This window comes from Sporosarcina sp. P18a, from assembly GCF_002743135.1.
GTDB lineage: Bacteria > Bacillota > Bacilli > Bacillales_A > Planococcaceae > Sporosarcina.
In genome coordinates this window covers 40,056-66,432 of record NZ_PDYQ01000003.1, presented here as the reverse complement: position 1 = coordinate 66,432, position 26,377 = coordinate 40,056, and the positions used below count along the sequence as shown (strand labels likewise).

The following is a 26,377-nucleotide window of genomic DNA, read 5'->3' as shown; positions in this document are numbered from 1 at the left end:
TATCCTACACTATTCTGACCTTTCGGGAAACACTGAAGCTTATTTTAACTGTAGCTGATCTCATACTATGAGTGGTAGAGAACCCCGATGGATAGGACAGGTTTGATATGATAGAAGAAAATTATCTATTTAGGAGGGCATGCTTACTATGAAACTCGACCACCTTGTCTATTTCACTCAGGATGATCCACACAGCATGAAAGCTTTGGAAAAGCGAATGCGTTATTGTATGCTGACAATGTATATATCGAATGGCTAACAGTAGAAGACGAAGACAAAGCAAGAATAGCGGCAACGAATCTGCCGCTTATTGCACAATACTTTCATGGTCAGCAAACTGGAGACGGTTGGCAATGATTCATTTCACCACGAACGATTAGCAAACAGAACGCAGGGTAAACTATATATAAAGATGTCAGGGGGATGCTAGCATGGATGTGTTAATTGAAAAGGCTATAATAGTTGGCGTGCACGAACAGAAGGATTTGCACTTTGAATATGCGATGGAAGAATTAAAGAATTTGGCGGAAGCAATCAATGTGGAAGTCCTAGGTGAAGTGACACAGAATTTAGAACGGAAAAATCCATCTACTTATATTGGAAAAGGCAAGATTGATGAAATCCGTAGTGTATATGAGGAATCTGAAGCGAATTTACTCATCTTCAATGATGAATTATCACCTTCCCAATTGCGAAATCTGGAGAGAGATCTAGAATGTAAAATCATTGATCGTACTATGCTTATATTGGATATTTTTGCGAGACGGGCACGCAATCGAGAGGCGCAGATGCAAGTTGAATTGGCGCAACTGCAATATACATTGCCGAGACTTGTTGGACTTCGGGCTTCACTCAGTAGGCAAGGTGGCGGAACAGGAGGCGGCTTACAGAATAAAGGAGCCGGTGAAACGAAGCTTGAGCTCGACCGTCGGAAAATCGAAGATCAGATTGCGAAACTTCGCCGAGAACTCGAGCATGTGAGTGATCAACGTGAAACACAGCGAAAACAGCGTGTCAGAAGCGGCATACCTGTTGTATCGATCGTGGGTTATACGAACGCTGGGAAATCCACGTTGATGAATCGATTGTTGCAATATACGGATGTAGATGAATCCAAAGAAGTTAGTGAAAAAGATATGTTGTTCGCAACGCTTGAAACCGCTGTAAGAAAAATCAAACTGCAAGATAAAAAAGAATTTATTTTAACGGATACCGTAGGGTTCGTTTCCAAACTCCCTCACCATCTTGTCCAAGCATTCCGTTCGACACTAGAAGAAGCTAAGAATGCTGACTTACTGCTGCATGTTGTGGATGTTTCCGACGAAGAACATGGTCATATGATGGATGTTACCAACGAAACACTAGGAGATATTGGTGTAAAAAGTATCCCTACTATCAACATATATAATAAATCGGACTTGACCGAAATCTCCTATCCGCGTGTAAAGGATCAGAGTATTTGGATGTCAGCTGGCGAAAATATAGGTATCCCTGAATTGCTAACTTTAATCCATCAAAACTTATTTCGACAATATGTCACGTGTAAATTAATGATTCCATACGACCGTGGGGAAATCGTTGCCCATCTCAATGAAAATGCTTCGATTAAAGATACGGCATACGAAGAAGAAGGAACATTGATGACTGTGGAAATGCCCGAAAGTGAATGTGAACGTCTTCAAGAATTCATTTTAAAGTGAACGTAAAAAAAGGCTGCATGCGCAATGCATGCAGCCAAATCCTTTTATCTTTATAAGAAGAGAAAGGGGGTGGGATGCTTCTAGTTTGCCCGAATTACAAAGATCTAAACATCTTTAATAGAAATAAGAAAAAAGACTTAATATACTCTTCTTTATTCACAGTACTTTATTTTTCATGCTTGATATGAAAAGGTGGATCTGACGGTTTTTCCTTAATTAATCATAAAACTTCGCAAGGAAATTATATAAGGAGTGATGGACTGTATGAAAAAATGGACAATAATTTGTACAGCAGGAATACTAGCATTTGTATTGAGTGCCTGCGGCCAAACTGCTGTACCTAAAGAAGATCCTATTACAGGGGAAAAAGAAGAAGTAGTCGTAAAGAGTGAACTGACAGCCGGTGAAGTAATGAAAAAAGCGAATGCAGCAGCGGAAACGCAACAAAGTATGCATTCCGATATGGAAATCTTGCAAACGTTAGAAATGGGTGATGAGAAGCAGGAAATTACTTCAACGATTGATATGGATATGATTCTTGAACCGCTCGCTATGCGTCAAACGATGAATATGCAAGTTGGCGGTGAAGAAATGGCAATAGAACAATATATGACAGAAGAAGGCTTCTTCATGAAAGATCCACAATCAGGCAGCTGGGTTAAACTGCCGGATGATATGTATAAAGAAGTCACCGGTCAAATGGCTGGAGTGACCGAATCACCAGTGGACTTTTCTATGTATAAGGAATATGCAGAGGATTTTACATTTGAAGAGACCCATGATGAATACGTTCTGACATTGGAAGGATCCGGTGAAAAGTTCAGTGAGCTTTTGAAAGAAATGTTGAGGAATAGACCAGCAGGAACTGATGAAGCGATGTTGGAAGAAACAGATATGAAAGTTGAAAAGGTTGATTTACAATTCACCATTGATAAAAAGACCTTCTTCACAAAGGACTTTGACATGGATATGATTATGACCATGGACGAGCAAGGTAAGAAAGTTACAGTCACACAGAGAATTAAGGGTATTGTGACAAAGATTAATGAGATTGATGAAATTAAAGTACCGAAAGAAATAATGGATAGCGCTCAAGAAATGTATCAAGGGATAAATCAGCAGTAAGTGAATTCACCGTTTTCCGTATCATATGGAAAATGGTTTTTTCGTATGATTCTATATAGGTAAATAACGTTACTTAAGTCTTGTAATGTTTAATTCCCAAAAAGTATTGATAACGATTTTCATTTAGATATTGACATCATATGTTAAACGGAGTAATGTTGTTCTTGAGCGAATGATAATCATTTTCATTTAAGTGAGAAATGCTCAAATATTCGATATCGGAGTTCTTCATGAAGAAACGTTACTTAATTACAGCAGTTATACTTTTATCATTACTCTCGCTGTTTGTCGGTGCAAGCCGAATCACACCAGCGGACCTATTGGACTGGCGTTCTGAAGCAACAGAAATATTCTTGATTAGTCGAGTTCCTCGATTAGTTGCGATAGTACTTGCAGGCGCAGGTATGAGTATTGCAGGTTTGATTATGCAACAACTAAGCCGCAATAAGTTTGTATCTCCAACCACGGCGGGAACGTTGGATGCGACTAAACTGGGAATCTTAGTGTCTATGTTGATATTTACCAACGCAACACTATTAGAGAAAATGGCGGTATCGTTCACATTCGCCTTACTAGGCACTTTCTTGTTTATGCAAATTCTTGACCGTATTAAATTTAAAGATGCGATCTTCATTCCGCTTGTTGGATTGATGTTTGGAAATATCCTTTCTTCCATCGCCACATTTTTTGCATTTAAAGCAAACGTGATCCAGAATATGTCTGCTTGGCTTCAAGGAGATTTTTCCATGATCATGAAAGGCCGTTATGAGCTTTTGTATATTAGTATACCTGTGTTGATCATTACATATTTATATGCGAATCGATTTACAGTGGCGGGTATGGGAGAAGACTTTTCCAAGAACTTAGGACTCGCTTACAAGAGTATCGTCAATATCGGGTTGATCTTGGTCGCATTAATTACGACAACCGTTGTATTGACGGTAGGATTAATTCCTTTCCTAGGGTTAATCATTCCGAACATCGTCTCGATTTTTAAAGGAGACCATCTACAAAAGACGTTGCCGCATACTGCATTGCTAGGCGCGATCTTCCTCCTTATCTGTGACATTCTAGGCAGGGTTATTATCTTCCCTTATGAAATCTCGATCAGTTTAATGGTCGGTGTCATAGGAAGCGCAATCTTCCTGTTCTTGTTGTTTAGGGGGAAAGCCTATGCGTAATTCAACGAAGCTACTGATTTTATTAACATTCTCATTAGTATTTTGCGGATTATATCTATTCCAAGACTTGAACGGCAGCTATGACTATGCACTTCCCAGAAGAGCGGTCAAAGTGGTGGCGATGATCTTAACAGGTGTGGCAGTGGCATACTCTACAGTTATTTTCCAGACGATCACGCATAACCGTATCTTAACGCCAAGTATCATGGGGTTGGATTCGCTTTATATCCTGCTGCAAACCGTTCTAATTTTCTTTTTCGGATCGACTTCATTTGTACTGATCAACCAGCAATTTAACTTCATGCTGTCTGTTGGTGCGATGATAGTGTTCGCCTTGCTGCTCTATCACTTCTTATTCGGTAAAGGAAACCGGCCGATCTATTTCTTATTATTAGTCGGTATCATCGTCGGTACATTCTTTGGAAGTATTTCGACATTCCTGCAAGTAATGATTGATCCGAATGAATTCTTGCGTGTGCAAGATAAGATGTTTGCGAGTTTCAACAATATCAATGGAGATCTCGTTTGGTGGGCATTGGCGATATTAGTCATCACACTTCTGATTGGTTGGCGCTATATCAATGAACTCGATGTTTTATCATTGGGACGGGATACAGCAATTAATCTGGGTGTGCCGTATCAGTCGGTCGTCAAGATCATGTTGATTTTATCGGCAGTACTAATTGCGGTGTCCACGGCACTTGTAGGCCCGATTACATTCTTCGGGTTGATCGTAGCCAATTTGTCTTACCAATTCTTCAACACGTTCAAGCACTCGGTGTTAATTGCCGGCGCTGCACTGATGAGTGTCATTGCATTAGTGGGTGGACAATGGATTGTTGAACGTTTATTTTCTTTCTCGACCACACTCAGTGTGATCATTAACTTTGTCGGTGGCATTTACTTTATCTACTTATTATTAAAGGAGAGTCGATCTTCATGATCCAAGTTCGTGAGCTAACGAAGTTTTATGGAAAAAAAGCAGTCGTCGAAAAGGTCAGTGTAAATATTCACCGTGGAAAAATCACATCATTCATTGGACCGAACGGGGCTGGTAAATCTACTCTTCTATCGATGGTAAGTCGATTAATGGATGCTGACACGGGCGAAGTATTGCTCGACAAAGGTAAAGTGAAAGACATGAAATCCAATGACTTTGCTAAACGCGTCGCGATTTTAAACCAATCCAACTTCATGAATGTCAAACTTACCATTCGCGAACTTGTTTCGTTCGGTCGTTTCCCGCACTGTAAGGGCCGTCTTCAGGAAGAAGATGAGCGGATGGTGGATCAGGCGTTGGAATATATGGGCCTGACAAACATGCAAGAAGCCTATTTGGATGAATTATCCGGCGGTCAGCGTCAACGAGCTTTCATTGCCATGACGATTGCACAAGACACCGATTATATTTTACTCGATGAACCATTGAATAACTTGGACATGAAACACTCTGTGCAAATTATGAAAATCTTGCGTCAGCTTGTTGATGAACTTGGCAAAACTGTGGTCATCGTCTTGCATGACATCAATTTTGCCTCTGTCTATTCAGACCGCATCGTGGCGTTGAAGAACGGAAAAGTCGTCAAGGACGGAGTAACAAACGATATTATCACCTCCGAATCATTACGCGAAATTTATGATATGGAAATTCCGATTCAACAAATGAAGGATTGCCGTATTTGTGTGTATTTTAACTCTTAAAATAAACTATAAAAAGTGAGGAATTATACTGAAATGAAGAAACTTACTCTATCCTTATTCGCATTGATCTTAATGCTTGCACTGGCTGCTTGTGGCGGTGCAAAAGACGAAGAAAAACCTGCAGACAATGCTACACCTGAAGATAAGCCAGCTGAAGAAAGCACAGAAGTAACAATTACACATGAACTTGGTGAAACAACACTTGAAAAGAACCCTGAAAAGGTAGTAGTTTTTGACTTTGGAACATTGGATACATTGGATGAGCTAGGAATTGAAGTGGCAGGTCTTCCACAATCAAACGTACCGGGTTACCTTTCTAAATACGAAGATAAAAAGTATGAGAATCTTGGTAGTTTGAAAGAGCCTGACTTTGAAGCAATCAATGCAATGAAGCCAGATGTGATCTTCATCTCTGCACGTCAAACAGACTTGTATGATCAGTTATCTGAAATCGCTCCAACAATCTACATGGGTGTTGATACATCTAACTACATGGAATCTTTCAAAGAGAACATGGGTAAAATCGCTACAATCTTCGACAAAGAAGAGGAAATGAAAACTGAATTAGCAGACGTAGATGCAAGCATCGAAGGAATCAAAACTAAAACTGAAGGCATCGACAGCACTGCATTGATCATCCTGGCAACTGAAGGGAAAGTAAGTGCATACGGCCCAAGCTCGCGTTTCGGACTAGTTCATGACGTATTTGGTTTTAAACCAGCCGATGAAAAAATTGAAGTTTCTACACATGGACAAAATATTACATTTGAATACATCTTAGAAACAAACCCAGATATTCTCTTCATTATCGACCGTGACGCAGCAATCGGTAACGGCGCTACAGCGAAGGATTCCGTTGAAAACGATCTTGTGAAGAAAACAAACGCATTCAAGAACGACAAAATGGTTTATTTGAACGGTGAATACTGGTACCTGTCTGGTGGCGGACTTCAATCGATCAAAGAAATGATCAAAGAAGTAGAAGCTGGCCTATAAGAACGAATGAAATCCCGGGAGACTCTGTCTTCTGGGATTTTTGTATTTACATGGTTATTCTTTCGCTTTAATTTATGGATTGCGCTCAATAAACTTTGAGGAGCGCTCTATCCCGTTCGCTCACCGCGGTGGTCGTCGCGCTCTATCCCGTTCGCTATCCGCTCAAAGCCGTGGCCTTCCCGCTCAATAACTACACACAACAAACAACATCCAAAAATCTCCACTAAACAAAACTAGTCAAATACCATTAAAAAGTGCTATAATGACACCTGTAAAGACATATAAAGATTGCACAATAGAAAGGTAGAAGCCCCGTGAAAAAGAAAGAAATCTCACGAAATAAATTACTAGGAATCGCAGGTACTGGCTGGATGTTCGATGCAATGGATGTTGGAATTCTGTCATTCGTCATTGCTGCATTAGCTGTAGATTGGAATCTGACTTCATCTGAGATGGGCTGGATCGGTAGCATTAACTCCATCGGTATGGCGATAGGTGCATTCGGATTCGGTTTATTGGCGGACCGAATTGGACGTAAGCAAGTATTTATGATGACATTGGTTTTATTTTCAGTTGCCAGCGGCTTATCCGCTTTGACGACGACGTTATGGGCGTTTTTAGCCTTACGCTTCTTAGTAGGAGCAGGGTTGGGTGGGGAGTTGCCTGTTGCCTCTACATTGGTTTCGGAAAGCGTATCCGCAAAAGAGCGGGGACGTGTAGTGGTGTTACTTGAAAGCTTCTGGGCGGCCGGCTGGCTCTTAGCGGCTTTAATAGCGTATTTCATTATCCCGGAATTCGGTTGGAGAGTAGCACTGATCATCACGGCACTACCGGCATTTTATGCGATTTACTTACGGCGTAATTTACCCGACTCCAAGAAGTTTGTAGAGCAAGAAAAAATATCACAAACGACAGGGCAGAAACTAAAGCAATTACTGGCGCCGGCATTTAGAAAACGGACCCTTATGCTGTGGATCGTATGGTTTGCGGTGGTCTTCTCGTATTACGGCATGTTCCTCTGGCTACCTAGTGTCATGGTGATCAAAGGCTTCAGTTTAATCAAAAGCTTTGGCTATGTATTATTGATGACTTTAGCACAGTTACCAGGTTATTTCAGTGCCGCTTGGCTAATTGAACGCATGGGACGAAAATTCGTCCTCGCTACTTATTTATTTGGAACGGCACTCAGTGCTCTAGCTTTCGGTAATGCGGAGACATTGACTACATTGATGGTCGCAGGTGCGTTTCTATCCTTCTTTAACTTGGGTGCTTGGGGAGCGCTCTATGCGTATTCGCCGGAACAATATCCTACCGCTATTCGAGCGACAGGCTCTGGAGTGTCGGCAGCGGTCGGGCGTGTGGGAGGGATTTTCGGACCGCTTCTCGTTGGTTCACTGTTAACAGCTGGATACGGTTTCGGAGTCATTTTTGGTATTTTCTGTGCAGCCATCATGGTAGGTGTACTAGCCGTCATTTTCCTTGGAACAGAAACGAAACAAACTGAGTTAACATAGTATAAAATAAGTCGTTTCCATTTTATATAAATGGGAGCGGCTTTTTCGATGGTTAACATTTTTTATTCGGTAGCAAAACCTTTATAATTACAGAAAGGAGTGAATACAATGTTTCGTGTACCAGATGAAATTGCGCGTATTGCTTTAGAACGTAGCGAGGGATTTCCAGTGGAAGGCTTTGTCCACGGAGAAGGGCCGCAATCACCAACACTTTTGCTGATTGGTGAAGCACCGGGGGAACACGAAGCGATACATGGTGTTCCGTTCATCGGTCGCGCAGGTGATGAATTAATGAAATCTCTTGCATCGATTGGGCTAACACGTGAAGATGTCTATATGACGAGTTCGTTCCGCAGTAGACCGTACAAATGGGGAACAAGGAAAGAACGGGATGGTAGTTTGACGGAACGAAAGTATAATCGTCCACCGACACAAAAAGAGCAATTGGCTCATGCACAGGTCCTTGATTTTGAAGTAGCCAACCTTAAACCGAAGCTTATCGTAACACTCGGCAATATTGGTCTGCAGCGATTGCTAGGTAAACATGCGAAGGTCACGGCTCTTCATGGACAAGTACTAACGCAACCTGTGCAATATTTAGCGAAATTGGAAGATAAACAATATAGTCTAACAGATGAATCGTACACTATCATACCGACATTCCATCCAGCATCCGTGTTTTATCGCCCATCCCATAGACCTGATCTGGAAGCCGATTGGCACCGGATTGGTGAATATCTCCAAGGGAAAATGCGGTATCCGTTTGAATAAGGTAGAAATGAGGAAGCATTATGAATGCTCAAGTAAAACCTAAAGGATCCGTTAAAAACTTTATGAGTTTAGTCAAGACATTGCGTTGGCCGGTAGCCGTAACTATCATTGCCCTGGTGCTATCTTTTGTTGAAACGGTTGCCGGTCTTGCTGTACCATTAATCACTAAAGATTTGGTGGACTCATTCACAAGTGAACTATTGAACTGGAAGACGGGCATATTCCTGCTCGTTTTATTTGTGGTACAAGCAATTGCCGGTGGCTTTTCCTATTATATGCTTGCTTTTATTGGCGAGACGGTAGTTGCGGACTTGCGCAATCAATTATGGCAAAAAGTACTGCGTTTACCTGTGCCATATTTTGATCGGAATGAAACTGGAGAAACGATGAGTCGCGTTACGCAAGATACAACCGTATTAAAGTCACTTGTCTCAGAGCATCTAGTATCGTTCATCTCGGGGCTAATTTCGATTATTGGAGCAGTTATTATTTTATTGGTACTCGATTGGAAGATGACGATCATCATGTTGATTAGTGTGCCGGTTAGTATGGTGATCTTGTATCCACTTGGCCGCTTAATGCACAAAGTAGCAAAAGCCACACAGGCTGAAATGGCAAAGTTTTCGGGACATCTTGGCCGTGTGCTTGGCGATATCCGGTTAGTGAAAGCATACCGCGCAGAACCTACTGAAGGAGAGAAAGGTAAAGTTGCCATTCACTCTCTATTTCGATATGGGTTGAAAGAAGCAAAAATTCAAGCCGTTATTTCACCTATCATGATGTTGACAATGATGGGTATCCTAGTAGTGATTCTTGGGTATGGAGGAGCGCAAGTGGCAAGAGGAGCGTTATCGGCAGGAACACTGGTTGCAATTATATTCTTGCTATTTCAAATCATTGTACCGGTCGCGCAAATGGCTCGATTTTTCACTTCGTTCCAAAAGGCAGTAGGGGCAACAGAAAGAATTCAAGAAATTCTACAAATGGATTCTGAACCCGCAGGCGGTGAACATACATCGGAACTGGAAGGTGCCATCGCATTTTCAAATGTTCATTTTTCATATGAAGAGGGAAAAGGTGTAGTGAACGGAATTACATTCACTGCAGAGCGAGGAACTGTAACGGCATTCGTCGGACCAAGCGGCGGAGGAAAGACAACCATCTTCTCATTGGTGGAGAGATTTTATCAACCAACTTCGGGAGAAATACGTTTTGGAGTAGATTCGATCCAAGAGATCCCGTTATCTGATTGGCGCCAGCGTATAGGCTATGTTTCACAAGAAAGCCCATTATTAAGCGGAACGATCTTAGATAACATTGCGTACGGTTTAAAAAAGAGACCGCCTCTTGAACAAGTCATTGAAGCTGCAAGAGCTGCCAATGCGTATACATTCATAAAAGATATGCCGGATCAATTCGATACCATGGTTGGGGAGCGCGGCATGAAGTTGTCTGGTGGTCAGCGCCAACGTATTGCCATCGCACGTGCTTTATTGCATAACCCCGAGATTCTGTTATTGGATGAAGCTACGTCAAATTTGGATAGCGGTTCGGAAACGCATGTACAAGAAGCATTACGCCATTTGATGCTAGGTAGAACAACGCTAATTATTGCACATCGATTGGCAACCGTATTGCACGCAGATCAATTACTGTTCTTAGAAAATGGTCAGATTACTGGTAGAGGAAATCACACGGAATTATTGAAGACACATGATCTCTATCGTGAATTCGCAGAAGGACAAGGATTAGCATGAAAACTGAAGGGAGAAGGTAGTATGTATGAACCGATTAGTTCATCTTTCTATAATGTACCTGTACTAGAGCTTGCCCGTAATTTAGTCGGTCAATATATTGTCCATGAGCAACCCGAAGGACTATCAGTAGTTAGAATTGTGGAAACTGAAGCGTATCACGGGGCTGAAGATCGCGCAGCACATAGTTATGGTAATCGTAGAACGAAGCGTACAGAAATCATGTTTGGCAAGCCAGGATCCGTATATACATATCAAATGCATACCCACACACTAATGAATGTCGTCTGTGCACAAGAGGGTACACCGCATGCTGTGTTACTGCGGGCGGGTGAACCAATAGAAGGAGTAAGTCATATGCAACAACGCCGTGGCATACACATTAAAAAAGAAACCGATCTTACAAACGGACCCGGAAAGCTTTCTAAGGCTCTCGGGGTGACGATGTCATATTACGGTCATCATTGGACACAGAAGCCTCTCTACATAGCTGAAGGCTTTCCTCAGGCTGAAATAGAAGCGGGTCCACGGGTAGGGATTGGCAACACGGGCGAAGCTGTGCATTATCCTTGGCGTTTCTATGAAAAAGACAACCCGTTCGTCTCAAAATATAGAAAATAAATTAATGAACGTCTCGCATGTATTTGGTTAGAGAGAAGAATAGGGGAAATTATGAAGAAAATATTGAAAATGGGTAGTGCGTTTATTGGAATTATCGTAGGGGCAGGATTTGCATCCGGTAATGAAATCATGACGTATTTTACGAGTTTCGGCTACTTAGGCATGATTAGCGCAGTAATTTGTACGGCGCTCTTCGCTTACTTAGGCATGACATTGACGCGTCTTGGAAGTCGATTGCGAACAACTTCACATAAAGACGTGATTTACAAAATCAGTGGACGCTTTCTAGGCGTAATAGTGGATGGTGTTATCATCTTTACACTATTTGGTGTAGGTGTAGTGATGCTAGCGGGTGCGGGTGCCAACTTACATCAGCAATTTGGCTTGCCGACATTTGTAGGTAGTTTACTGATGATTGTTTTGGTGTTCTTGACGATATTATTAAACGTAGATAAAGTGGTTGCTGTAATCGGCAGTGTGACACCGTTTTTAATTATTACAGTAGTTGTCGTCTCTGTTTACAGTATTGTCACGATGGATACAACTTTCGCAGTGCTTGATCCTGTTGCAAAAGCAGTGCCAACGACATTGCCTAATTGGTTCATATCCGCAATTAATTATGTGTCATTTAATATTGCGGTAGGTGCTTCGATGACTATTGTCATGGGAGGGGCGGAAAAAGATGAAAAGATTGCGGCGCGAGGTGGATTCGTAGGTGGTCTTGGATTAGGTATTTTAATTCTGTTAAGTCATTTGGCGCTTTTTTCGCAAGTGGAAAATGTGGCGGGAACAGATCTACCGATGCTTGCCATCATCAATAATATTTCCCCAATCTTTGCAATCTTCATGGCGGTTATTTTATACGGTATGATCTTCAATACAGCAGTCAGTATGTTCTATGCGTTTGGTGCTCGATTCATCCAAAGTGGTACGATGAAGTTTAAGTTATTCGTAGCGTTTTCATTAGTAATTGGCTATGCATTAAGTTTTCTGGGATTCACAAATTTGGTTAATACACTGTATCCGGTTGTCGGCTATTTAGGTTTGTTTTTAGTTGTAGCACTTCTTAGGGCTTCAATCCGTATGCCGAATAAAATATAAAAATACCCCCGCGGGAAAATTCGCGGGGGTTGTTTGTGCTTAAACAGATTGTAATTGAAGAGCTACAGCTGGTCCGAAGAACTCGAAGTGAATTTTCTCTTCAGGAATACCCATGGCGTGAAGCTGTTGAAGTACGAACTCCATAAAGCCAGTTGGTCCACATACATAGACATCACTGCCTGCAATCACGTTTTCTTCTAAGAATTTACGTGTGAACATGCCGTCTCCCTCTTCTGAATAAAGCGCTTTGTACGTAGAGTTTGGCAGTTTAGCATTTAATTGCTCTAGTTTATTCGCGAATGCTTGTTGGCTGCGTGTACGTGCAGAGTGCAAGAATGCCACTTCACGTTCAGGAGACAAATCTGCGATAGTTGAATACATAGCTTTCATTGGTGTAATACCAACTCCACCGCTGATTAATGTGACAGGTGCTGTGCCAGTAGGATCTAGATAGAAGTCGCCTGCCGGTGCGCTCACTTCGACGATGTCGCCTACACTTGCATGTTCATGCAAGTAGCATGATACTACACCCTTTGGTGATAATGTATCTTCACGTTTAACCGAGATACGGAAAGTCTCGTCGTTTGATTTTTGAGACAAGCTGTACTGACGATTAACAATATTTTTCGCGCCTGGGATTTCCATGCGGATCGTAATGTATTGTCCTGGTAAGTAGTATGGCAATTTTTTACCGTCAACAGGTTTTAAGTAAAATGAAGTAATGACATCACTTTCTTCTACTTTGTCGACAATTTCGAAGTCTTTAAATAAGTGCCATCCACCATCAGCTTTTTCTGTATTCTCATACATATCTTTTTCTACACCAATGAAAGCGCCAGCGATTACGCCATAAGCGGCTTCCCATGCATCCATAATTTCAGGCGTTGCTGCATCGCCAAGTACTTCTTTGATTGCTTTTAACAGATACTCTCCGACAATTGGATAATGTTCTGGCAAGATTCCAAGAGATACGTGCTTGTGCGCGATTTGTACAACCACCGGTAGAATGGCTTCAAGGTTATCGATATGTTGCGCTGCTGCGTATACTGTGTTTGCAAGGGCTGTCTGTTGACGACCTTGAGATTGGTTAGCATGGTTGAATATATCTAGTAATTCGGGATGAGCCACAAACATGTTTTTATAGAAAGCCGTAGTAATCGCTGTTCCGTGTTCCTCTAGTACTGGTACTGTGGATTTGATAACGTCGATAGTTTTTTGATCTAACATTGATAATGCACAACCTCTCCGTATTTGATATCTCTATCATAAATCATTTAGAATTCAAAAGCTATATATAAAATACATGTTTAAAAATATACTGTGAAAGTTGTCACATTATATTCAATAATTAGTCATGCTATTACGTGTAACGACCAGTGTCAATCCATGATTTTTCAATTGAAAATGCTATAATAATGAAAGAAGAGAAAGTGGTGATATTATGCGTTTAACAATGTATACAGATTATTCGCTGCGTGTTCTGATTTTTTTAGCTTCCAAGCAATCGGATGAACTGTCTACAGTTCAAGAAATCTCGGATGCGTATCAAATCTCGAAAAATCACCTCACCAAGATAGTCCATGGATTAGGAAAACTGGAACTGATTGAAACCATTCGTGGTCGTGGTGGTGGAATCCGTCTCAGTGTAGATCCAACTAGCTTGAATGTAGGTGAACTAGTCCGGAAAACAGAAGACGATTTTCACTTAGTCGAATGTTTTGATCCCAGTAAGAATATGTGCGTGTTGTCTCAAGCCTGTCAGCTAAGGGGTGTGTTATACGAAGCGCTTCAAGCTTACTTCGCTGTGCTAGATCGTTACACGATTGCAGATTTCCTTCATAACAAGGAAGAAATACAATCTTTACTATTTCCCACTAGTCAATCCTGAATAGTGTGTTAGAATATAGGTAGTAAACATAGTGAATTAGGAGGAATTAAATATGTCAAAAGTGTTAGTCATTGGGCATAAAAACCCGGATACAGATTCCATCGCATCAGCGATTACGTATGCCTATCTTAAACAACAAATCGGAATGGATGCAGAAGCTGTTCGACTAGGGAGTATTACGAAAGAAACAGCGTATGCGCTTGAAACTTTCGGTTTTGAAGCACCTCGCTTAATTGAAAGAGCAGCACCTGAAACATCTCAAGTCATCTTAGTTGACCACAATGAGAGACAACAAAGTGTGGATGACTTGGATGATGTACAAGTATTGGAAGTAATCGACCACCACCGCATCGCGAACTTCCAGACAAACGATCCATTGTATTATCGTGCAGAGCCAGTAGGCTGTACGGCAACGATCTTGAACAAATTATTCAAAGAGCATGGTGTTGAAATTCCGAAAAATATTGCCGGCTTAATGCTTTCGGCAATCGTATCGGATTCATTATTATTCAAATCGCCAACATTCACAGATCAAGACCAAGTAGCTGCTGAAGAACTAGCTGCAATTGCAGAAGTGGATGCTGCCGTCTACGGCTTGGACATGTTAAAAGCTGGAGCAGACTTAAGCTCTGTACCTGTAAAGGATTTGGCTAGTCTAGATTCGAAAGAATTTATATTTGGCGATGTGAAAATGGAAATTGCACAAGTAAATGCAGTGGACTTACAAGACATTCTGGGTCGACAAGATGAACTAGAAGCGGAGTTAAATGAAGTGATCGAACAAAAAGGGCTAGATTTATTCCTGTTTGTTGTGACGGATATCATCAATAGCGATTCCGTAATCATTGCGCTAGGAAAAGAAGCCGAACGTGCAGGATCAGCATTTAATGTAGCCTTCAATAATAATTCCGCTTTGTTAAAAGGTATTGTTTCACGTAAGAAGCAAATTGTGCCTGTATTGACTGAAGCACTTTCTTAATCAATAGACTGTCATGGAAATCGGTAATCCGATCTTCCGTGACAGTTTTTTTTATCCTAAATCCAGGGGCTGTGTGGCAGGACCTTCCAACACGGTTCCATCCGCCCGGAAACGTGATCCGTGACACGGACAGTCCCACGTTTGGTCTCCTTTATTCCAACGGGTACGACATCCCATATGCGTACAAATCGGGGAGTCGGTCCGGGTGATATGTCCACCGGCAAATTCCTTTACGGTACGTCCGGCTAATAGTAAAGCGCGGCTTGACATGGAGCCGAAATCTGTTCTGCTAGGAGAAAATAATTCGCTAGCGGCATTCGATTGACCGATAATCGCATCCGAAATAATTTCCGCGCAGGCTAAGGAATTAGATAGTCCCCATTTTCGATAGCCTGTACTAATGTAGACGTCCGGCGAAGAGTTTGAAATAGCTCCTGCATAAGGTACTAAATCAGGCGTGGACGGATCCTGAGCCGACCATTTGTAGACAACTTCAGGATGTCCCAATGTCGTTTTTATATCCTCCGTTAAGCTGTCGTAATGTAGCTGTGTTTCTTTTTCCGATCCAGCGGGATGAGATTGAGCGGCTAGCAACAAGTAAGACTGGTCATCGATCGTCGCTGTCCGTATCGAGCGTTTCGGCTCATCTACCGATATATATTGATGATCAAATAGAGTATCCGTTTTTGCCGCAGCAATATAGGAGCGCTGGACGTCCAGTTTGAGAATTTGCATGCCTTCAAGGGCTTCAATGGGATAATGTGAGCAGATAACTAGTTGTCGATAACTGACTACCTTAGATGAAGAGAGTTTGACAAAATAACGATCAGTATCTAGAGCAGCTACTTGTGCATGTTCAAATATACGTGCGCCTTCTTTCACAGCGAGTTGTGCCAATCGTTGTCCAAAACGCACTGGATGTATTTGTGCTTCGTCTTCAATCAGTAGAGTATGAGCGGTTTCAAATGGTAAGTAGGATGCATTACCTGCAAGTGTAAATGGAATCCCAATCGCTTCATAAGCTTTTTTCTCCGCAAGTAATCGTTCCGTACCTTCAGGTGTTTGAGAATATAGCGCGGAGTGTGCGGTTTGCAGTTGATCTGCTTCAGCGATGGATCGCGCGAAATCAATAGCTTGTTCATTTGCATTAAAATATTGTCTTGCGCTTTCCACGCCAAACTGTTCAATCATGTCCGCGTAGACTAGATCATGTTGTGCGGTTAATTTACCTGTAGAATTTCCCGTTGCCCCATGAAGCAAACTGTTTTTTTCGAGCAACACAACGTCCTTTCCTTGTTTAGACAAAAAATATGCATTTGCTATGCCGCTCAGTCCGCCTCCGATGATTAGCACATCACAAGTTAAATCATCATCTACAGTTGGATAGGTAGACTTCGGATAAGCGGTGGCAAGCCATAAAGATTGATTCATTCCGACACCTCATTCTGTGAATTTATATAACCCAAGCATTAACATTGTTGCCAACTTTACTTGAATCTAAAATAGAGAATAGAAAGGTGGGGCAAAAAATGTTAATTGAGGTATGGTCGGATTATGTTTGTCCGTTTTGCTATATTGGAAAGAGACGTTTGGAGCATGCATTGAAACAATTAGGGCTTGAGGAGAAATCGGAAGTTGTATTCAAGGCGTTTCAACTGGATCCGAATACGCCAGTAGCTTCAGATCAATCATTGGTAGACGGGTTAGCTAGTAAATTCAAAGTCACCAAACAAGAAGCAGAAAACATGATGAATAATATAAAAGAGCAAGCAAAAACCGTTAATCTTCACTATCAAGTGGATCGAATGAAAACGTCTAATACGCTCGATGCACACCGTCTAGCGAAATTCGCAGAGAAGCAAAATGTAGAGAAGGAAGTAACAGAGCGTCTCATGCATGGCTACTTCGTGGAAGGGGAGCGTATCGATACGGAAGAAGTACTCGTAGCGATTGCAACATCAGCTGGATTAGATGCAAAGAAAACGAGAGACATGCTTCATAGTGATGCTTTCGAGGGTGAAGTGAAAAAAGATATCGAAGAAGCACAGGAAATTGGTGTCCAAGGTGTGCCGTTCTTCGTAATTAATCGTAAATATGCTATAAGTGGAGCGCAGCCTACGGAAGCATTTGTTGAAGCGTTTGAAAAGATTGCTGAAGAAGAAGAGATGACAAAACCTAAGTTGCAAGTACTAGGCACAGATGATGATGGAGCTTGTGATATCTGAGGAAACAGTAAACTGAATAGATGAATGGTTCGATGGGACTGAAGAAAACTCTTAAGAATTAAAGGGAGTTTTGTCTTCAGTTTTTTCTTCATGGACTTCTAGTCTGTTTAAAATAGTACGTTAGTGAATTGTAAGTGGAATGCATTCCCCTTGAATGTTGATCAACGGCAATTTCCCGTTACCTTTTGTTCTTGCAAATTACAACAGACATCTTGATATCAATAATATCTCCAACCATTACACCACCAGCTTCGATTGCATGGTTCCACATTAATCCGAAATCTTTTCGTTTGATTTCCCCCTCGACGAGATACGTGGCACCGAATACGGTAACTTCTTGAGGAGTGATGCAGAATATGGCTCTTTTGCTCGTGTTTTTAACAGTCAAGTCACCGGACATTTGATATCTACCGTCTGTATCGTTGTAAATTGTGCGGGAAGAGAATGTCATTTTGGGGAAAGTTTCGGCATCAAAAAAGTCCACGGAGCATAGATGTAGATCACGGTCTCTATTCTTTGTCTCAATTGAAGAAACAATTACTTGAAAACTAATTTTAGTTTTCGTCAAATCCGCTATGTTACCTTGTAATTCTCCTGAAAACTCTTCAAACGTTCCCGTGACAGTAGATACCATCATATGTGGAACGGAAAAGCCGACAGTGGATGCCGTGGGATCTACTTTCCATGTATTCACTTTCACTCCTCCTTATGGATATTTAGTTAGCTAAACTGTAATTGAAAAAACACAAAAAGTCAAAATGAAAAACCTTGTCAAAAGGACTGATTGCAAGCATACTAATAGGTGGATAAGATTGTTTCCGTAAAACTGGAGACACGTATACTGAAAGGACTTGATGTAGATGTCAAAACATCGATGGTTTGAAGATCTTCAAAAGAACATACAAAACGGTTGGTTATTACTTGATGAGCCATTAAACAAATATACGAAAACACGTCTGGGTGGTAAAGCGGATGTCGTCGCGGCGCCTGGCACAATAGAAGAAGTGCAAGCGATTGTTAGCTATGCTTATCAGCATGAAATTCCTATTTTGTTGCTCGGGAACGGTTCAAATATGGTCGTTCGTGACGGTGGCGTTCGTGGAATTGTAATATATATGGCGAACCTAAATCATATCGAGATTGATGGTAATAGAATGATTGCGGAAGCTGGAGCAAATATTATCGACGCGTCTAAGGAAGCAGCGATAGCTTGTTTAACGGGTCTAGAGTTTGCTTGCGGAATACCGGGTTCAATTGGTGGTGCAATGGCAATGAACGCAGGAGCGTACGGTGGAGAAATCAAAGATATTATTCATCAAGCGACTGTAATGGATGACACAGGGAAAATTTTCAAGCTTTCAAAAGAGGAGTTGGAACTAGGGTATCGTAAGAGCATCATTACTACAGAAGGCTATTATGTCCTATCCGCAGAGTTCTGGCTCACTAAAGGTGAACAGTGTGAAATCGATGCGGCAGTTGCCGACTTAACGTTCCAACGTGAATCAAAACAACCGCTTGAATACCCGTCAGCAGGAAGTGTGTTCAAGCGTCCACCAGGTTATTTTGCTGGAAAGTTGATCCAAGATAGCGGTCTGCAAGGTAAGGGCTTTGGTGGAGCGGAAGTGTCTACTAAACACGCGGGGTTCATCGTCAATAAAAATGATGCCACAGCGGCAGATTATATTCAGACGATTGAGATGGTCAAAGCGGAAGTGAAGAAGAACTTCGGGATTGATCTGGAGATGGAAGTGAAGATCGTAGGGGAAGAACTTTCTGAATAATAGAAGCGACAGAGGCTGTCCACGAAGTCATTACGACCTCTCGGGACAGTTCTTTTCTGATGTGAAAAGTTGGGAAAATAGCTGGCTGAGTGATGAGGTGGGAATTGATGCTTCGGAGGGTACGTTTTCCTAGAGGGCCTGCTAGCCGGAAAGCGTCCCATCGTACTTACCACTTAACTCTCATTAAATAAATTCTTAGATCTTAACCTTAAATCTATGCAAAAAAGAGGGGCCTCGTTTCTAGCCACCTCTCGTGATATTAATTTTGTATCTTGCACTGGATCTTGCTTGAGTCGAGCACTTGGTCATCTTCTATCTGCACCTGGCATATCTTACTATTTTGCATGAACTTAAAAACCCCGTTGTTAAAATCGGTCCCAATCTCCTTAAAGAAGATCCCCTCATACTGCGCATGCTTCGAATGCGTGAAGTTAATACGGAAGCCGTCGCCATCGGAAATCAAATACGCACGTACGCCTTTTTCAAACGATCCTTCTGTCTCACTCTTTATCGCACGATCAACCGACACGACATGGAAGTCAACAAATGGAATTTCTCTCAACAAGACGTTCATGAAAGAGCCTTTTGTAATTTCCTCCCAGCGGCTTTGCGCGGTCTGACCGATGATGATTTGTGTAATGCCGTATTGGTGAGCCACTTCCTTGATGACTTTTGCAGCGGGACGCTTCTCATCGTCGCGAATAATGAATGCTTCGACATCTAATTCCTCCGCAAGTTCTTTCCAACGGTCTATATACTCCGATTTCTCTACATCAAAGTCATCGAGTGGTGCAGGGTCGACTGTCAGGATATAGAGCGGACAGTCCATAATTGTTGCAATTTTATATCCTCTATTAATGAGACGTTCACCATTTGGACCGTAATACACACAAACGAGAATTCCCTCGTCCATACGGCTTTTCATTTTGCCCATAATGACTCATCACCTCTTCAAATTCAATAAACTAATGATAACCGGTTCACACTTTAGGGGGATGCTTTCCGCTGCAATTCCGCCAGAGAACCTCATCCTGTATAGGATTACGAACGTAGCCTTACTGTATACTGACCGCGCTTTTTATGCGGTTTTCTATAAAGTAGTGTATACTTTCGAGTAGGGATTGTACACTTTGCTTAGAGTCCCATTATGCATAACGTACAGTGTTCAGTCAAGAGTCTCTGAGTATTCTATTGACACTAACAATCGATTAATTTTGGGAGGTGTTAGATTGATAACCGTCTTACTGGCAATATTCATTCCATTTATCGCAGCATGTTTGGTTCCATTTATACATAGATTTTTGACCGGTAGTCGGATCGGTTGGTTTGTCATCACCATTCCATTGTTCTTGTTTGCCTTACTGATTCGTCTGGTTCCTTCACTCTCGGAAGGAGCGTCTTATTTATACACGTTGCCTTGGATACCTTCTGCAAACGTCTATTTTTCCACACATTTAGATGGACTAAGTATGATTTTTGCTCTATTGATTACAGGAATTGGTAGTCTGGTTGTATTGTATTCCATTTACTATCTTTCTGAACGGGAAGCGATTGGTCGCTTTTATACATATTTACTATTGTTCATGGGAGCTATGTTAGGCGTCGTGCTATCCGATAACCTGATCGTTCTGTATGTGTTTTGGGAATTGACGAGCATTTCTTCCTTCTTACTAATTGCTTTCTGGTATCACCGAAAACAGTCAAGATACGGAGCAAAGAAATCGATGCTGATTACCATCACTGGCGGTATTTTCATGTTAGCTGGATTTTTAATGCTATACGCCATTACAGGAACGTTCAATTTACAAGAGTTAATCGCTATGCGAGAAGTGATTGCAGCAGACTCATTGTTCATACCTGCTATGTTGCTTGTTTTGATTGGCGCATTCACTAAGTCTGCACAGTTTCCATTCCATATCTGGCTACCTGACGCAATGGAAGCCCCTACGCCTGTTAGTGCCTACCTACACTCCGCCACGATGGTTAAAGCGGGTATTTATTTGGTAGCGCGGTTTACCCCGGTCTTCGCAGGTGATACGACGTGGTTTTATGTCGTATCTTGTGTAGGATTATTGACGATGTTGTGGGGGTCTGTCAACGCGGTGAAGCAAACGGATTTGAAAGCGTTGCTCGCGTTCTCAACAGTGAGTCAACTGGGTATGATTATGAGTTTGCTTGGTATCGGCTCATTGGCATTCGCATCCTCTGAAAGCACGCACATCGCGTTATTCACCGCTGCTACATTCGCTGCATTATTTCATATGATTAATCATTCCACCTTTAAAGGTTCTTTATTTATGGTCGTCGGAATTTTAGATCATGAGCTGGGAACACGTAATATTCAACGACTTGGTGGCTTGGCAACGATCATGCCCATTACATTTACTATTGCACTGATTGGTAGTTTTTCCATGGCAGGACTACCACCATTCAACGGCTTCTTAAGTAAGGAATTATTTTTTGAAGCGATGCTGTCATTGAAAGAAGCGAATCTATTATCAGTGGATTCGTTGGTGTTATTGTTCCCAATCGTTGCATGGGTCGGCAGTATATTCACATTCATTTATTGTATGATCATAGTATTTCAGACGTTTTTCGGCAAAGTACATGCACCGGTTCCTGGACAAAGACCTGCTCATGAAGCACCGATTCAGATGTTGATTTCACCTATGGTGCTTGGCAGTCTGGTCGTACTCATTTTCATCTTCCCGAATCTGCTCGGTACGTATATTTTAGGGCCAGCAATGAATGCGGTATATCCGCAATTTGTGGGGATGCCTGGTCTAGTACCAGAAATACAAGTGTGGCATGGCTTTGGGATGCCAATCTTCATGACGATCGGTGTAATTATCGCAGGGATTTTATTGTATGGTTTCTTGCGTTACTGGAAAGGGATTTACAGTTTAGGCTTTTTACAATGGACGCTTGATCGCTCATATAATGCATTATTACAACGGATTGAACGAGTGGCTTCTGTGGTGACGAAAACGTATATGACTGGATCGGTGCGAGATTACGTTGCGTATATCATGCTGTGTTTCATTGCTCTTGTCGGTATAGGTTTGCTAGGTTTCCAGCAATTCATTTTCGACTTTTCGAATGATGCTGTGATTGAGATGAATGAAAGCATCATTATTTTCGTTATGATGTGTTCAAGTGTAGCGATTTTATTTGCTAAATCCAGGATTACTGCCATTATTCTTAACGGTGTGCTGGGTTATTCCATCGCCATTCTGTTTGTTGTATTCCGGGCGCCAGATCTGGCGTTGACGCAAATAATTGTCGAGACGGTTACAACCGTACTGTTCTTATTGTGCTTCTATTATTTACCGGAATGGAAAAACGAGCATAAGTCGATTTCCATGCGAGTACGTAATGGATTGATCGCGGTGGCGTCCGGCGCTGCTGTTACTGTTATCGCTTTGCTCGTGCAAGGTCATTCCTTGTATCCGTCTATTTCCATCTATTATGAAACAGCATCACGGCTTGCAGGTGGTTTGAATGTAGTGAATACGATACTCGGTGACTTCCGTGCATTTGATACGATGCTTGAAGTATTGGTATTGTTCATCGCGGGTCTTGGCGTCTATTCATTAGTCAAGTTGCGTCGCAAGAAGGGAGTGGATCACCCTGAAGAAAAATGATGTGATCTTACAGACGGTGACGAAGATCGTATTCTTCATCATCTTAACGTTTGGTGTGGAGCTTTTTTTATCAGGACATAATAATCCGGGGGGCGGCTTCATTGGCGGACTGGTGCTCTCTTCTGCGTTTGTATTATTGTATTTAGTTTATGACATAGAAACGGTTCACCGAGGAACGCCTTTTGATTTTAAGCGAGTAGCGGCATTTGGTGTTTTGCTTGCGGTAGGTACAGGAATGTTGTCGTTGTTGTTTGGTGAGTCCTTCCTGTCACAGACCACATGGCTTGTGGACTTACCGGTTTTTGGTGAGACAGAACTTGGAACGATGACGATTTTCGAAGCAGGAGTTGCACTGACTGTCCTCGGTGTTGTCGTGACGATTATTTTGGGAATCAGTGAGGATGTGGAGTAATGGAGACATTAATTACCCTTCTGGTAGGTGTGCTAGTGGCAGTAGGCGTTTATTTACTTTTATCAAAAGAAATGTTGCGAATTATTTTAGGAACAGCGATTCTGTCGCATGCCATTCATTTATTATTATTGACGATGGGCGGTTTAAAAAAGGGCGAGGTTCCTTTGCTAACAGAGACGGCAGCGGAATATACCGATGCATTACCGCAAGCGTTGATTCTGACGGCGATTGTTATCAGTTTCGCGGTGACAGCATTTTTACTTGTATTATCGTACCGTGTGTATCAAGAGTCTGGACTTGGATTGCGAGGGCAAGAAGATGAATAATTTATTGGTATTGCCTATGATCTTACCTGTTTTGGTAGGTGTGATTTTAGTATTCTTACGTCCTTATATTCGTGTTCAACGTGTACTTAGTGTATTGACAACGATAGCTTCCGCTGCTGCGGCAGCTTATTGTCTCCAACACATTCATCTAAACGGTATCATGCGTTTGGATTTTGGAGATTGGTTACCACCGCATGGTATTTTGTTTGTGGGCGATTCATTCGCAGTGTTACTAGTATTGGTTGCGTGCGTCGTTTCCAGTATGATTTTGCTGTATGCATTTGCTACAACAGGGATTGAGACAGAGGCGATGTTTTTCTATCCATTCTTCCTGTTTTTAGTGGCAGGAGTCAATGGCTCATTTCTGACTGGCGATTTATTTAATCTATTTGTTTGTTTTGAAGTAATGTTACTAGCTTCCTATGTGCTGCTGACTCTTGGAGGACGTAAAACACAGTTAAAAGAAGGTATTACGTATGTATTGATCAATGTGCTCGCTTCTTGGTTCTTCTTGCTGGGCATCGCATATGTATACGGTGTACTAGGTACGTTAAACATGGCACATATCGCTGTACGCGTAGCAGAAACGGGACAAGGACCTCTCTTGACGCTGATCGCGATTATTTTCTTGATTGTCTTTAGTTTGAAAGCGGGCTTGCTACTTTATTTCTGGCTTCCGGGTTCTTATTCCGCACCCCCTATTGCAGTCGCGGCGCTGTTTGGCGCGTTACTGACGAAGGTCGGTATTTATGCGTTGTACCGCATGTTCACATTAATATTCATACATGATCCGATTATTTATAAAATCATTGGCGTGCTAGCCATTGTCACAATGATCGCGGGTTGTCTCGGAGCGATTGCATATTCTGACATACGTCAGATCGTCTCGTATAACGTCATCATTTCCGTTGGTTTTGTGTTAACAGGTCTAGCGGTTGCTACGAATACTGCATTTCAAGGTGCAAGCTATTATTTGATTCACGACATGGTTAGTAAGGCATTGCTATTTTTATTGGCAGGGACTGTCGTGTATTTGACAGGTCGTTCGAAGTTCAATGAAATCAGCGGCCTAATTCGAAACTATCCGCTAGTCGGTTGGTTATTTTTCTTGACGATGCTAGCGGTTTCGGGAATCCCGCCATTTAGCGGATTTATCGGAAAAGTATACATAGGGTTAGGTGCAATTGAAACAGGCTCTTACGTATTGCTGGCAGTGTCGTTTTTATCGGGTATCGGTGTATTGTATTCACTTCTTCGTATTTTCCTCAATAGTTTTTGGGGAGAAACGATAATTAGTGAAGACGATCAGAAACCTTTTCAAAAGAAGGTTGGTTTGCCGCTCGTTTTGCTTGCAATACTTGTAGTTGGATTAGGTATAGGTGCGGAACTGCTGTCGCCTTATATAGAAGACGCGGCCAATGCATTAACAAATCCGGAACAGTATATACGCGCTGTGATGGGTGACGATTTAGAGTAGGGAGGGGGAGACGACATGCCGTTACAGCTTCTGCTGAATTTATTCATCGCATTTTTATGGATGACGCTGATGGATGAGGACGAACTGAGATTCACGACATTTTTCATGGGGTTTCTAGTCGGACTTGGCATTATCTTTGTCATGAGCCGCTTTTTCGATACGCATTTCTATTTACGCAGAGTATATGCTGCGTGCAAGCTGTTGTTAATCTTCATAAGTGAACTAACGCAGTCCAGTATAGTAGTCATCTCCCAAATCGTGAGACCTACACTGCGTATTAAACCAGGTATCTTTAAATACAAGACGATTTTGACGAGTGATGTGGAAGTGACCATGCTGTCTATGCTTCTCACCTTAACACCGGGCTCGGTCGTGATGGAGGTATCTTCTGAGGGAAATGAGTTATATATTCATGCAATGGACGTGGAAGAGTCGCGGGATGGATTAATTAAGCAACTGAAGAACTTCGAGAGAGCGATTATGGAGGTGACACGATGATAGCAGGTATGCTGACAATATCGGTCATACTATTCGCGCTGACTATTTTGGTGGCAGTCATCCGAATTATTTTAGGTCCTTCCCTACCGGATCGTGTGGTAGCACTCGATGTAATCGGTGTGAATTTAATTGCTACAATTGCCGTCGTGTCGGTGATTTTAAATACAAAAGCATTTTTGGAAGCGATCTTGATCCTGGGAATTCTTTCCTTTATTGGAACGATCGCATTTTCAAAATTTATTGAGAGGGGGAAAATAGTTGAACGGGAGCGAGATCGGTGAATTTATAGGGGCTTTGTTGATTTTGACAGGGGCTGTTGCCAGTATGTTGAGTGTCTTTGGGTTGATCCGCTTACCGGATGTCTATACTCGGTCACACGCGGCAACGAAAAGTTCGACGTTGGCAGTGTTATTGACATTGTCGGGCTCATTCGTTTATTTTCTCTTCTCCGAAAACTTTATTAGCGTACGATTGCTTCTTGGGATCGGCTTTGTATTTTTAACAGCACCGGTAGCGGGGCATGTAATTATCCGTGCTGCTTATCGATCGAAAGTTAAGTTGGCGGATATTTCCACAGAAGATGAATTATATGAAAAAATCCATGGACAAAACACAGAAGATACAAAGCAATAGTTGATTCAAATGAACAGGAGGGTCAATTGATTTTTTACTGTCCTATCTAT

At 41.9% G+C, this 26,377-nt stretch carries 27 protein-coding genes; 23 read left to right on the top strand and 4 right to left on the bottom strand.

Annotated features, from left to right (window positions below):
- The first annotated feature begins 225 nt into the window (after positions 1 to 225).
- The 12 genes from CSV75_RS16650 (at position 226) to CSV75_RS09870 (ending at position 12,464) form a co-directional block, all read left to right on the top strand.
- On the top strand, positions 226 to 357 hold the full coding sequence (locus CSV75_RS16650) for a hypothetical protein (RefSeq protein ID WP_255406638.1): 132 nt from the start codon (positions 226 to 228) through the stop codon (positions 355 to 357).
- 74 nt (positions 358 to 431) lie between these two features.
- Positions 432 to 1,700, top strand: a complete 1,269-nt coding sequence (hflX, locus tag CSV75_RS09920) for a GTPase HflX (protein ID WP_099675723.1) — start codon at positions 432 to 434, stop codon at positions 1,698 to 1,700.
- Positions 1,701 to 1,964: 264 nt separating this feature from the next.
- Positions 1,965 to 2,825, top strand: a complete 861-nt coding sequence (locus tag CSV75_RS09915) for a DUF6612 family protein (protein WP_099675722.1) — start codon at positions 1,965 to 1,967, stop codon at positions 2,823 to 2,825.
- 230 nt (positions 2,826 to 3,055) lie between these two features.
- Positions 3,056 to 4,006, top strand: coding sequence for an ABC transporter permease (locus CSV75_RS09910; RefSeq protein WP_099673618.1), 951 nt, complete (start codon positions 3,056 to 3,058; stop codon positions 4,004 to 4,006).
- On the top strand, positions 3,999 to 4,949 hold the full coding sequence (locus tag CSV75_RS09905; RefSeq protein ID WP_099632431.1) for an iron chelate uptake ABC transporter family permease subunit: 951 nt from the start codon (positions 3,999 to 4,001) through the stop codon (positions 4,947 to 4,949). The genes CSV75_RS09910 and CSV75_RS09905 overlap by 8 nt, the downstream gene beginning before the upstream one ends.
- Entirely contained in the window at positions 4,946 to 5,707 is a 762-nt protein-coding gene (locus CSV75_RS09900) for an iron ABC transporter ATP-binding protein (protein WP_099675721.1), read from the top strand. The genes CSV75_RS09905 and CSV75_RS09900 overlap by 4 nt, the downstream gene beginning before the upstream one ends.
- 33 nt (positions 5,708 to 5,740) lie before the next feature.
- The gene (locus CSV75_RS09895) at positions 5,741 to 6,703 is read left to right on the top strand and encodes a siderophore ABC transporter substrate-binding protein (RefSeq protein ID WP_099675720.1); all 963 of its coding nucleotides are present in this window, start codon (positions 5,741 to 5,743) and stop codon (positions 6,701 to 6,703) included.
- A gap of 371 nt (positions 6,704 to 7,074) precedes the next feature.
- The gene (locus CSV75_RS09890; RefSeq protein WP_199171350.1) at positions 7,075 to 8,217 is read left to right on the top strand and encodes an MFS transporter; all 1,143 of its coding nucleotides are present in this window, start codon (positions 7,075 to 7,077) and stop codon (positions 8,215 to 8,217) included.
- A 108-nt stretch (positions 8,218 to 8,325) separates the two neighbouring features.
- Positions 8,326 to 8,988, top strand: coding sequence for a uracil-DNA glycosylase (locus CSV75_RS09885; RefSeq protein WP_099675718.1), 663 nt, complete (start codon positions 8,326 to 8,328; stop codon positions 8,986 to 8,988).
- A gap of 20 nt (positions 8,989 to 9,008) precedes the next feature.
- A complete protein-coding gene (locus CSV75_RS09880; protein WP_099675717.1) occupies positions 9,009 to 10,745 on the top strand; it encodes an ABC transporter ATP-binding protein in 1,737 nt (578 codons plus the stop codon).
- Positions 10,746 to 10,766: 21 nt separating this feature from the next.
- Entirely contained in the window at positions 10,767 to 11,363 is a 597-nt protein-coding gene (locus tag CSV75_RS09875) for a DNA-3-methyladenine glycosylase (protein ID WP_099632437.1), read from the top strand.
- 51 nt (positions 11,364 to 11,414) lie between these two features.
- Positions 11,415 to 12,464: a YkvI family membrane protein gene (locus CSV75_RS09870; protein WP_099675716.1), complete on the top strand. Its 1,050-nt coding sequence runs from the start codon at positions 11,415 to 11,417 to the stop codon at positions 12,462 to 12,464.
- 39 nt (positions 12,465 to 12,503) lie between these two features.
- On the opposite strand, the gene hmpA is transcribed toward CSV75_RS09870, so the two are convergent.
- On the bottom strand, positions 12,504 to 13,715 hold the full coding sequence (gene hmpA / locus CSV75_RS09865) for an NO-inducible flavohemoprotein (protein ID WP_369825374.1): 1,212 nt from the start codon (positions 13,713 to 13,715) through the stop codon (positions 12,504 to 12,506).
- Positions 13,716 to 13,905: 190 nt separating this feature from the next.
- On the opposite strand from hmpA, the gene CSV75_RS09860 reads away from it, so the two are divergent.
- Complete coding sequence (locus CSV75_RS09860; protein ID WP_099675714.1) at positions 13,906 to 14,352, top strand: RrF2 family transcriptional regulator; 447 nt, start codon at positions 13,906 to 13,908, stop codon at positions 14,350 to 14,352.
- 52 nt (positions 14,353 to 14,404) lie between these two features.
- Positions 14,405 to 15,331, top strand: a complete 927-nt coding sequence (locus CSV75_RS09855) for a manganese-dependent inorganic pyrophosphatase (RefSeq protein ID WP_099673628.1) — start codon at positions 14,405 to 14,407, stop codon at positions 15,329 to 15,331.
- Between the two features lie 51 nt (positions 15,332 to 15,382).
- Here CSV75_RS09855 and CSV75_RS09850 read toward each other — a convergent pair whose 3' ends face one another.
- The gene (locus CSV75_RS09850; RefSeq protein WP_099675713.1) at positions 15,383 to 16,762 is read right to left on the bottom strand and encodes an FAD-dependent oxidoreductase; all 1,380 of its coding nucleotides are present in this window, start codon (positions 16,760 to 16,762) and stop codon (positions 15,383 to 15,385) included.
- Positions 16,763 to 16,860: 98 nt separating this feature from the next.
- Here CSV75_RS09850 and CSV75_RS09845 point away from each other — a divergent pair, with 98 nt between their 5' ends.
- Positions 16,861 to 17,556 (top strand): DsbA family oxidoreductase, encoded by a 696-nt coding sequence (locus CSV75_RS09845; RefSeq protein WP_099675712.1) that lies wholly within the window; start codon positions 16,861 to 16,863, stop codon positions 17,554 to 17,556.
- Positions 17,557 to 17,734: 178 nt separating this feature from the next.
- Here the strand turns inward: CSV75_RS09845 and CSV75_RS09840 are convergent, their stop codons facing one another.
- Positions 17,735 to 18,250, bottom strand: a complete 516-nt coding sequence (locus CSV75_RS09840; RefSeq protein WP_158231645.1) for a YceI family protein — start codon at positions 18,248 to 18,250, stop codon at positions 17,735 to 17,737.
- A 166-nt stretch (positions 18,251 to 18,416) separates the two neighbouring features.
- Between CSV75_RS09840 and murB the strand changes: the two genes are divergently transcribed.
- Positions 18,417 to 19,337 (top strand): UDP-N-acetylmuramate dehydrogenase, encoded by a 921-nt coding sequence (murB, locus tag CSV75_RS09835; RefSeq protein ID WP_099675710.1) that lies wholly within the window; start codon positions 18,417 to 18,419, stop codon positions 19,335 to 19,337.
- Positions 19,338 to 19,596: 259 nt separating this feature from the next.
- On the opposite strand, the gene CSV75_RS09830 is transcribed toward murB, so the two are convergent.
- Positions 19,597 to 20,271 (bottom strand): adenine nucleotide alpha hydrolase family protein, encoded by a 675-nt coding sequence (locus CSV75_RS09830; RefSeq protein WP_099675709.1) that lies wholly within the window; start codon positions 20,269 to 20,271, stop codon positions 19,597 to 19,599.
- A gap of 295 nt (positions 20,272 to 20,566) precedes the next feature.
- Between CSV75_RS09830 and CSV75_RS09825 the strand changes: the two genes are divergently transcribed.
- Genes CSV75_RS09825 through CSV75_RS09795 form a run of 7 tightly spaced genes read left to right on the top strand, consistent with a single transcriptional unit; the run spans position 20,567 to position 26,327 of the window.
- On the top strand, positions 20,567 to 22,981 hold the full coding sequence (locus CSV75_RS09825; protein ID WP_199171343.1) for a Na+/H+ antiporter subunit A: 2,415 nt from the start codon (positions 20,567 to 20,569) through the stop codon (positions 22,979 to 22,981).
- A complete protein-coding gene (locus tag CSV75_RS09820; RefSeq protein ID WP_099673634.1) occupies positions 22,968 to 23,393 on the top strand; it encodes a Na(+)/H(+) antiporter subunit B in 426 nt (141 codons plus the stop codon). Before CSV75_RS09825 ends, CSV75_RS09820 begins: the two co-directional genes overlap by 14 nt.
- Positions 23,393 to 23,719 carry a Na(+)/H(+) antiporter subunit C gene (locus CSV75_RS09815; protein WP_099632448.1) on the top strand — a complete coding sequence of 109 codons (327 nt, stop codon included), beginning with the start codon at positions 23,393 to 23,395 and terminating at the stop codon, positions 23,717 to 23,719. The genes CSV75_RS09820 and CSV75_RS09815 overlap by 1 nt, the downstream gene beginning before the upstream one ends.
- Positions 23,712 to 25,196: a Na+/H+ antiporter subunit D gene (locus CSV75_RS09810; RefSeq protein WP_099675708.1), complete on the top strand. Its 1,485-nt coding sequence runs from the start codon at positions 23,712 to 23,714 to the stop codon at positions 25,194 to 25,196. The genes CSV75_RS09815 and CSV75_RS09810 overlap by 8 nt, the downstream gene beginning before the upstream one ends.
- Positions 25,197 to 25,211: 15 nt before the next feature.
- Entirely contained in the window at positions 25,212 to 25,694 is a 483-nt protein-coding gene (locus CSV75_RS09805) for a Na+/H+ antiporter subunit E (protein WP_099675707.1), read from the top strand.
- The gene (locus CSV75_RS09800; protein WP_099632451.1) at positions 25,691 to 25,975 is read left to right on the top strand and encodes a Na(+)/H(+) antiporter subunit F1; all 285 of its coding nucleotides are present in this window, start codon (positions 25,691 to 25,693) and stop codon (positions 25,973 to 25,975) included. Before CSV75_RS09805 ends, CSV75_RS09800 begins: the two co-directional genes overlap by 4 nt.
- Entirely contained in the window at positions 25,953 to 26,327 is a 375-nt protein-coding gene (locus CSV75_RS09795; RefSeq protein WP_099675706.1) for a Na+/H+ antiporter subunit G, read from the top strand. The genes CSV75_RS09800 and CSV75_RS09795 overlap by 23 nt, the downstream gene beginning before the upstream one ends.
- Positions 26,328 to 26,377 lie beyond the last annotated feature (50 nt).

Bases quoted from the DNA above. Each gene is read 5' to 3' on its own strand.
- CSV75_RS09815 (WP_099632448.1), top strand. From the start codon at position 23,393: ATGGAGACATTAATTACCCTTCTGGTAGGTGTGCTAGTGGCAGTAGGC.
- CSV75_RS09870 (WP_099675716.1), top strand. From the start codon at position 11,415: ATGAAGAAAATATTGAAAATGGGTAGTGCGTTTATTGGAATTATCGTA.
- CSV75_RS09880 (WP_099675717.1), top strand. From the start codon at position 9,009: ATGAATGCTCAAGTAAAACCTAAAGGATCCGTTAAAAACTTTATGAGT.
- murB (WP_099675710.1), top strand. From the start codon at position 18,417: ATGTCAAAACATCGATGGTTTGAAGATCTTCAAAAGAACATACAAAAC.
- CSV75_RS09875 (WP_099632437.1), top strand. From the start codon at position 10,767: ATGTATGAACCGATTAGTTCATCTTTCTATAATGTACCTGTACTAGAG.
- CSV75_RS09900 (WP_099675721.1), top strand. From the start codon at position 4,946: ATGATCCAAGTTCGTGAGCTAACGAAGTTTTATGGAAAAAAAGCAGTC.
- CSV75_RS09855 (WP_099673628.1), top strand. From the start codon at position 14,405: ATGTCAAAAGTGTTAGTCATTGGGCATAAAAACCCGGATACAGATTCC.
- CSV75_RS09910 (WP_099673618.1), top strand. From the start codon at position 3,056: ATGAAGAAACGTTACTTAATTACAGCAGTTATACTTTTATCATTACTC.
- CSV75_RS09915 (WP_099675722.1), top strand. From the start codon at position 1,965: ATGAAAAAATGGACAATAATTTGTACAGCAGGAATACTAGCATTTGTA.
- CSV75_RS09890 (WP_199171350.1), top strand. From the start codon at position 7,075: ATGTTCGATGCAATGGATGTTGGAATTCTGTCATTCGTCATTGCTGCA.
- CSV75_RS09805 (WP_099675707.1), top strand. From the start codon at position 25,212: ATGCCGTTACAGCTTCTGCTGAATTTATTCATCGCATTTTTATGGATG.
- CSV75_RS09830 (WP_099675709.1), bottom strand. From the start codon at position 20,271: ATGGGCAAAATGAAAAGCCGTATGGACGAGGGAATTCTCGTTTGTGTG.
- CSV75_RS09845 (WP_099675712.1), top strand. From the start codon at position 16,861: ATGTTAATTGAGGTATGGTCGGATTATGTTTGTCCGTTTTGCTATATT.
- CSV75_RS09850 (WP_099675713.1), bottom strand. From the start codon at position 16,762: ATGAATCAATCTTTATGGCTTGCCACCGCTTATCCGAAGTCTACCTAT.
- CSV75_RS09905 (WP_099632431.1), top strand. From the start codon at position 3,999: ATGCGTAATTCAACGAAGCTACTGATTTTATTAACATTCTCATTAGTA.
- CSV75_RS09885 (WP_099675718.1), top strand. From the start codon at position 8,326: ATGTTTCGTGTACCAGATGAAATTGCGCGTATTGCTTTAGAACGTAGC.
- hflX (WP_099675723.1), top strand. From the start codon at position 432: ATGGATGTGTTAATTGAAAAGGCTATAATAGTTGGCGTGCACGAACAG.
- CSV75_RS09895 (WP_099675720.1), top strand. From the start codon at position 5,741: ATGAAGAAACTTACTCTATCCTTATTCGCATTGATCTTAATGCTTGCA.
- CSV75_RS09810 (WP_099675708.1), top strand. From the start codon at position 23,712: ATGAATAATTTATTGGTATTGCCTATGATCTTACCTGTTTTGGTAGGT.
- CSV75_RS09800 (WP_099632451.1), top strand. From the start codon at position 25,691: ATGATAGCAGGTATGCTGACAATATCGGTCATACTATTCGCGCTGACT.
- CSV75_RS09860 (WP_099675714.1), top strand. From the start codon at position 13,906: ATGCGTTTAACAATGTATACAGATTATTCGCTGCGTGTTCTGATTTTT.